This is a genomic window from Micromonospora sp. H61 (assembly GCF_018070325.1).
GTDB lineage: Bacteria > Actinomycetota > Actinomycetes > Mycobacteriales > Micromonosporaceae > Micromonospora > Micromonospora salmantinae.
In genome coordinates, this window is record NZ_JAGPXY010000005.1 from 144,777 (window position 1) to 151,011 (window position 6,235).

The following is a 6,235-nucleotide window of genomic DNA, read 5'->3' on the forward strand; positions in this document are numbered from 1 at the left end:
CCGCCCGCCCCGAGTGCTGCCGGGACGGGCGGTCGGTCGTCGCTCAGCGGGCGTTCTGCGTCGAGCTGGACATCTGCATCCGACCGAGCAGCTGTCGCGCCTGGTCGGCGAGCTGCGCGTCGACTGTCACCGCGTACTGGCCGGCGCGCAGTGAGCTGGCCGAGGTGAAGTCGCGCTGCCCGCCTGTCATGGCGTGTGCGACCGCGCCGAACACGGCACCCCAGATCGCCCCGATGACCAACCCGACCAGGATCACCGCCAGCCAGTTGCCGACGGTGAAGATGCCGAACAACAGGCCGATGAAGAGCCCGAACCAGGCGCCGGTACCGGCGCCGAGCAGGCCGGCGCGACCGGTGGTCATACGCCCGAGCACCGTCTCCACCAGTGTGAGGTTGGTGCCGACGATGGCGCTGTGCTCCACCGGAAAGCGGTTGTCGGCCAGGTAGTCGACGACCCGCTGCGCGGTCGGATAGTCCGGGTACGAGCCGATCGTCACGGTCGGCGGGCCGGTCTCCGGCCCGTGGCCGTCCCCGGCCGGTGTCGACAGGCGGCCGGCCGGCCCGGATGGAAGCAGGTCGCCACCCTGTGTGCCGGGCCGCCACGCGGCGGTCGGCCCCGAAGCTGACGTCATGAGCATCCTCCCTCGTCAGCCCGCCGGGTTCCCGTCCAGGCCGACCGGTAACGCGGTCTCCACCGTCGGGCAGGAGGGGAATGGGCGCGGACTGCCCGGGTAGGCAGTCAGGTGGAGAGCGGACAGATCAGCGACTACGGTTTCCTCGCCGACGGCCGCAGCGCGGCGCTGGTGGACGCCTCGGGCTCGGTGAACTGGTGGTGCCCGGGCCGGTTCGACGCACCGTCGGTGTTCGGGCGGCTGCTCGACGACGGCGCGGGGCACTGGTCGATCCGACCGGAGGTCGATTTCACTGTCGAACGGAGCTACCTGGAGCACACCCTGGTGTTGCGGACCATCTTCCGCACCGCGCAAGGGGAGGTCGCGCTCACCGACGCGCTCGCCTTCGAGCCCGGCTCGCGAGGTCACGACATCGGCATGCACCCACCGCAGGTGCTGGTCCGCAGCGTGCAGGGACTCTCCGGTGCGGTGCCGGTGCGGGTGCACTACCGTCCGCGCTTCGAGTACGGGCGCACCATCGCATACCTGGTCGAGCGTGAGGACATGCTCGAGGCCATCGCCGGGGCCGCGCGGCTCACCTTCCGCAGCAGCGTGCGGTTGGCGTGCGGCGACGATGGCGATGCCGCGGCGACGTTCACCGTCCGCGCCGGCACGACCCACAACTTCAGTCTCGGGTACGCCCCGACCTACGACGCGCCACTGCCGGAGGTGCCGGACGCGGACCAGACGATCGCCGACACCGTCGCCGGCTGGCGGTCCTGGGCCGACGAGCACGACTACAAGGGCCTCTACGCCGAGGAGGTGCGGCGCAGCGGGCTGGTGGTGCAGGGCATGACGTACCGGCCCAGTGGCGCGGTGGTGGCCTCGGTGACCACCTCGCTGCCGGAGAAGCTCGGCGGGGACCGCAACTACGACTACCGCTACGTCTGGGTGCGCGACTTCAGCCACACCCTGCGGGCGCTGTGGCGCTCGGCGTGCTTCGACGAGGTGCGGCGGCAGTTCGCCTGGTTGGGCCGGGCGATGGGCCGAATCGGCGACCAGCCGGTGCCCATCATGTACGGGGTGCTGGGGGAGCGGGACCTCACCGAGCATCGGCTGGACCAGCTCGGCGGTTACCGCGACAGCCCGCCGGTGGTGACCGGCAACGACGCGTGGCGGCAGCGGCAGAACGACATCTACGGCGCGGCCATGGACGCCGCCTGGCTGATGCGCGACCAGCTCGAACCGTTCGACCCGGACGTCTACCACCTGCTCCGGGTGCTCGCCGATCAGGCCGAGCAGGACTGGAAGCAACCGGACGCGGGGATGTGGGAGGAGCGTGGAGTGCAACACCACCACGTGTCCTCGAAGGTGGAGTGCTGGGTGGCGCTGGACCGGGCGGTCCGCTTCGGCGACCAGCTCGGCGGGCCGCAGGACCTGGCTCGCTGGACGGCGGCCCGGGACGAGGTGCGCGCGGCGATCCTCGAGCGGGGGTGGAGCGACCGGCTCCAGTCGTACACCGGGATTTTTGATTCCGACGAGCTGGACGCGTCGGTGCTGGTGATGCCGCTGGTGGGTTTTCTGCGGGCCGACGACCCTCGGATGCGCTCGACGGTCCGCGCGGTGGAGCGGCGGCTGTCGCACGACGGCCTGCTGCGGCGCTGGGACGGCGACCCGGCGGGCTTCGTCATCTGTTCGTTCTGGCTGGTGAGTTGCCTGGCGTTGGCCGGCGAGCGGGACCGGGCACACGAGTTGTTTCGCGATCTGGCTGGTCGGGTCAACGACCTGGGCCTGTTCGCCGAGCAGATCGACCAGCAGACCGGGGAGCAGTTGGGCAACTTCCCGCAGGCGTTCTCGCACATCGGTCTCATCAATGCCGCAGGTGTGCTCACCGACGTCGAGCAGGACCTGACGTTGCGCAATTGCGCGATGCCCCCGGCGCACTTCACCCCGACGCGTAGCTGAGCCCGTACTTTCGTATAAATCTTGACAACTTTCGATCCGATGACGCGAAGTTCTATCGCCTTCCAGTGAAAGACGTTAATGTCCGGGAAACACCGCGGTGCTCCTCCAGTCGGCGGGAGCGGCACCGAGATCCCCCGGACAGCTGGAGGTCTCGTGTCCCGCACTCTGCGTCGACGGCTCGTCAGCGCCACCACTCTGCTCACCGTCCTGGTCACCCTCTGCCTCGTCCCGCAGGCAAGCGTTCTACCGGCCGCCGCGTCCCCGGCCCAGGCCGCCGCCCTCGCCCCGCCCGCCACCATCGGGTTCGAGAAGGTCGCCCTCGACGGTGGCCTCTCCATGGGCGAACCGATCGAACTGGCCGTCGCACCCGACGGCAAGGTCTTCTACATCAACCGGGGCACCAGCAGCGCCGGTGGCCAGGTCCGCCTCTACAACCCGGCGACCAGGTCCACCACCGTGGCCCTCACCCTGGCGCTGGACGCCCGCTTCGAGGACGGCCTGATCGGCATCACCCTGCACCCGAGCTTCGCGAGCAACCGCTGGGTCTACCTCTTCTACTCGCCGAAGGTCACCCCACTGGTCAACCGGATCAGCCGGTTCACCTTCAACCCGTCCACGCTGCTGCTCGACCCGGGCAGCGAGGACGTGCTGATCGAGTGGCCCACCGAACGCGATCTCTGCTGCCACTCGGCCGGTTCGATGAGCTGGGACACCGCCGGCAACCTGTACTTCGCCGTCGGCGACAACACCAACTCCGGCGGCGACTCCGCCGGAATGGCCCCGATCGACGAGCGGACGAACCGCAACGCGCAGTACGACGCCCAACGCACCTCTGGCAACACCAACGACCTGCGCGGCAAGATCAACCGGATCCACCCGGAGAACGACGGCAGCTACACCGTCCCCGCCGGCAACATCTTCGCCGCCGGCACCGCCCGAACGCGCCCGGAGATCTACGTGATGGGCGTGCGCAACCCGTACCGGATCTGGGTGGACCGCAAGGCCAACAACACCCTCTACTGGGGTGAGGTCGGCCCGGATGCCGGCGCCGACCTCGCCAACCGTGGCCCGGCGGCCTACGACGAGTTCAACCGGGCCAACGGGCCCGGCAACTACGGTTGGCCGTACTGTGGCGGCCCCAACGTCGCCTACAACGACTGGGACTTCGCCACCGCCACACCGCGCGGCTGGTTCCCCTGCGGCGGCTCGACCGGCCCGGTCAACAACTCACCCCGCAACACGGGTGTCCAGCAGCTTCCGCCGACGAAACCGGCACTGGTCTGGGAACAGCACGGCGGCAGTGAGGACTGGCCGGCGCTGGACAACCCGGGTGGGTGCGGGTCGCCCAACCACGTCGAGGTCTACCACTACGACCCGAATCTCGTCTCGGACGTGAAGTGGCCGGCCTACTACGACAACAAGTGGTTGATCTCCGAGTACTGCCGCAACTGGATCAAGGAGGTCCAGTTCGACAACGGCAACCCGTCCACCGGCACGCCGACCGTCATCGAGCCGGTGCTCGCCGGCATGAAGCTCGTCCATCCGATCGACTGGCAGTTCGGCCCGGACGGTTCGCTCTACCTGCTGGAGTACGGCAGCGGCTACTTCTCCGGCGCGGTAGACGCCGGTCTCTACAAAATCAACTATGTCCAGGGTGGCCGGTCGCCGGAAGCCAAGGCCACCGTCAACCGGGACAACGGCCTGGCCCCCCTCTCGGTGACCTTCTCCAGCGCCGGCAGCTCGGACCCGGACGGCGACCCGCTGACGTACGCGTGGGACTTCACCAACAACGGCAGCACCGACTCGACAGCCGCGAACCCGTCCTTCACGTACTCCGCCAACGGCACCTACAGCGCCCGGCTCACAGTCAACGACGGCACCGGCCGCAGCGCCACCACAGTGGTGTCGGTGGTGGTCGGCAACAACCGGCCGACTGTCACGTTGACCGGCCTGCCCGCCGGCGGGCTCTTCGACTGGGGGCAGGACCTGGCGGTGGGCGCCACGGCCAGTGACCCGCAGGACGGCACGCCGGCCTGCTCGGCGGTGGTCGTCCGGGCCGCGCTGGGCCACCAGGAGCACGCCCACGAGGAGGGGGAGGGGACCGGCTGCGGCGCGACCTTCAACACCGGCCCGGTGCACGCCGGCCCCGACTCGGTGCTGTTCTTCGTCCTGCGGGGCAGCTACACCGATCGCGGCGCGACCGGCTCGGCCGCGCTCACCGGTGAGCAGGAGATCAGCCTCTACCCGAAACAGTGGCAGGCTGAGCACTTCGTCCAGCTCAACGGCCCCAAGGTGATCGACCAGGCGGCGGCCGAGGGTGGCAAGCGGCTGGGCGACGTCCAGAACGGCGAGAGCGTGCGGCACCACGCGGTGAGCCTCAAGGGGATCACCGGCGTCCGGGCCCGGGTCTCCTCCGGCGGCCCCGGCGGCACCCTCTCCTTCCGGTACGACTCACCGACCGGCACCGAGGTCGCCCGGATCGCGGTGCCGAACACCGGCGGCTGGGACAACTACACCGAGCTGAGCGCCACGGTGACCAAGCCCGACGACGGCACCCACGACCTGTACCTGGTCGTCACCGGCGGCAGCGGGGCGTTGCTGGACGTGGACAGCTACACCTTCACCGGCCCGGGCGTCGGCACCGGCGGGGCGCGCACCGGTGAGGTCAAGGCCCTCGGCAAGTGCGCGGACATCGCCTCCAGCCAGACCGCGAACGGCACCAAGGTGCAGACCTGGACCTGCAACGGCACCGCAGCCCAGCGGTGGAGCCTGCCCGGCGACGGCACGGTGCGGGGGCTCGCCAAGTGCCTGGACGTGAAGGCGAGCGGGACCACCGACGGCACCCTCGTGCAGCTCTACGACTGCAACGGCAGCGGGGCCCAGCAGTGGGCCGCCCAGTCGGACGGCAGCCTGCGCAACCCCCAGTCCGGGCGGTGCCTGGACATCCCCAACTCGGACCTCACCGACGGTCGGCAACTGCGGATCTGGACCTGCAACGGCACCGGGGCGCAACGCTGGACCCTGCCGTGACCGCCCCCTGACCGGCTCGGAGATGCCGCGGCACGTTGCTCCTTGATCACTTGATGCTGAGTAGTTGTGGGAAGGCTCCAACAGCTACTCAGCATCAAGTGATCGTGAGGTTGGGGGAGGATGTCGGGATGCGGCTGGTGCTCACGGCGGACACCCACGTACCGAAGCGGGCCCGGGACCTACCCGGGCCCCTCTGGGCGGCCATCGAGGCGGCCGACGTGGTGGTGCACGCCGGCGTCTGGGTGGACGAGGCCCTGCTCGACGCCATGACCGCGCGGTCACGCCGACTGATCGGGGTGTACGGCAACAACGACGGCCCGGCGCTGCGCGCCCGGCTGCCGGAGGTGGCCCGGGTCGAGCTCGACGGCCTGCGGATGGCGGTGGTGCACGAGACCGGTCAACGGACCGGCCGTGAGAAGCGGTGCGCGGCCCGCTTTCCCGACGTCGACCTGCTGGTGTTCGGGCATTCGCACATCCCCTGGGACACCGAGGCGGCCTCTGGGCTGCGCCTGCTCAACCCCGGCTCACCCACCGACCGCCGCTCCCAACCCCACGCCACCTACCTCACCGCCGAGGTGCACACCGGCGCCCTCACCAAGGTCCACCTACACCCCCTGCCCCGCCCCTGAC

At 70.0% G+C, this 6,235-nt stretch carries 4 protein-coding genes; 3 read left to right on the plus strand and 1 reads right to left on the minus strand.

What is annotated here, in order from left to right; all coding sequences use genetic code 11:
• Positions 1-43: 43 nt before the first annotated feature.
• On the minus strand, positions 44-631 hold the full coding sequence (locus KBX08_RS05230) for a general stress protein (protein WP_210781393.1): 588 nt from the start codon (positions 629-631) through the stop codon (positions 44-46).
• A gap of 111 nt (positions 632-742) precedes the next feature.
• Here KBX08_RS05230 and KBX08_RS05235 point away from each other — a divergent pair, with 111 nt between their 5' ends.
• The 3 genes from KBX08_RS05235 (at position 743) to KBX08_RS05245 (ending at position 6,234) form a co-directional block, all read left to right on the plus strand.
• On the plus strand, positions 743-2,575 hold the full coding sequence (locus tag KBX08_RS05235) for a glycoside hydrolase family 15 protein (RefSeq protein WP_210781394.1): 1,833 nt from the start codon (positions 743-745) through the stop codon (positions 2,573-2,575).
• A gap of 153 nt (positions 2,576-2,728) precedes the next feature.
• Positions 2,729-5,605 carry a ricin-type beta-trefoil lectin domain protein gene (locus tag KBX08_RS05240; protein ID WP_210781395.1) on the plus strand — a complete coding sequence of 959 codons (2,877 nt, stop codon included), beginning with the start codon at positions 2,729-2,731 and terminating at the stop codon, positions 5,603-5,605.
• Positions 5,606-5,733: 128 nt separating this feature from the next.
• The gene (locus tag KBX08_RS05245) at positions 5,734-6,234 is read left to right on the plus strand and encodes a metallophosphoesterase (RefSeq protein WP_210781396.1); all 501 of its coding nucleotides are present in this window, start codon (positions 5,734-5,736) and stop codon (positions 6,232-6,234) included.
• Position 6,235 lies beyond the last annotated feature (1 nt).